A 1442-nucleotide genomic window follows, 5' to 3' on the forward strand; every position below is an offset into this window, starting at 1 on the left:
TCCCGGGTATCCCTCCAGGGAGTTGTAGGACTCCAGCTCCGACATCCACCGCCCGACCTGCCGTTCCAGGAAGCCCTCCGGGCGGCCGAAGTCGGCGAGCCCCACGGCGACGTGGTCCACCGCTCCCAGGGCGGCCAGGGCGGTGGCCGCCTCCAGGCCCATCCGGTGCCGCGCGGCCGCATCGCTCGCATAGGGCTCGGGCAGCGTGGTCGTCGCGTTGAAGCCGTCGACGGCGGTCATGAGATAGAAGACCGCGCCGCCCATCACGCCCTCGTCCGGGCAGGCGGCGATCAGTCCTGGCGCCGGCACCCCCGTGCCCTTGAGCGCCGCCAGCACCCGAGCCTCGCGGCGCAGCGCCTCGTTGCTCTTCGGCCGGAGATGCCGGGGCGGGCGGCGCAGGACGTACTCGTGGCCGCCCCGCCGGAACCGGACCAGGATGTTCTGTGTCCCGCCGCCGAGCGCCTCGACGTCCTCGATGGGCCCTTCGGGGAGCCCTTGAGCGTCCATCCACCCGGCCAGCACCGAGCAGTCCACGACAGCGGGATCGATCGGCTGCACGCGCGTTCCTCCGATTCACCCGGGCCCCGGTGAGATTCGCCGGGATCTGGCCGATCCGCCGGAACCCGTCCACGCTTCGGAGCCTAACAACCGGCTGCGGGGTGACCGACGCACGAGACCGGCATTGCCTGCGACCGGAACCGCTGAAATGGGGAGGAGCCCGGCGATGTCGCGGTGCTACCGTGCGGGAGCCGGCCGCGGGACTCCGGTGCGACTTCCGGACCCATCTCTTAATGTGACGATTCGCTGATCGTGCCCCCATTCCCCGGCCGGCACCCGTGAGCTGGAGACCACGATGGACACGTACGCGGACCTGATCGCCGCCGAGGACGTGCTGCTGTTCGTCAACGCCGCCATCACCTCGACCGGGCAGTCGGAGTTCCACGGCGACGCCGGCCGGCAGCGGCTGTCGCTGGACTTCCTGCACGACTACATGCTCGGCAACTACCGCGAGCTCTACGCGGCGACTCTCGCGCTCGGCGTCAACCACCACAACGCCACGTTGATCATCCACCGGCTGCTGGAGACGGCGGCCGACGCGACGCCCGGCCGTCGGCGCGCCGAGGGCCGGCTCATCGCGCGGCGGCTCGCGGAGCTGCCGCCCCAGCGGGTGTACGGGCTCTTCCGCCGGCTCCGCCAGGACAAGGTCAACAACCGGCGGACCCGCGCGATCATGCGCGACTGGCTGAACGCTCGCCGCGACCTCGCCTTCGACGCGGTGAAGTACCGCGACGCGGTCAGGACGGCGGCCCGTCACGCCCACCTGCCGCTCCCCGGCGAGCTCGGCGCGTTCCTGTTCGCGCCGCACACCCGTACGGTCTTCGCGACGCCGATCCTGGAATCCCGGCGGCGAGCACAGTACGACCGGTCGGCGCTGTACGAGC

At 71.6% G+C, this 1442-nt stretch carries 1 protein-coding gene and 1 pseudogene; one reads left to right on the forward strand and one right to left on the reverse strand.

Features of this window, described 5'->3' with window-relative positions; translation table 11 throughout:
* On the reverse strand, positions 1 to 558 hold a 558-nt coding region (locus HKK72_RS39260; RefSeq protein WP_315987668.1), incomplete at its 3' end, for a phosphotransferase family protein.
* A gap of 295 nt (positions 559 to 853) precedes the next feature.
* On the opposite strand from HKK72_RS39260, the pseudogene HKK72_RS39265 reads away from it, so the two are divergent.
* A pseudogene (locus tag HKK72_RS39265) lies at positions 854 to 1442 on the forward strand (hypothetical protein); the annotation flags it as partial.

The sequence above is a fragment of the Actinomadura sp. HBU206391 genome (assembly GCF_014323665.1).
Classification (GTDB): Bacteria; Actinomycetota; Actinomycetes; order Streptosporangiales; family Streptosporangiaceae; genus Actinomadura_C.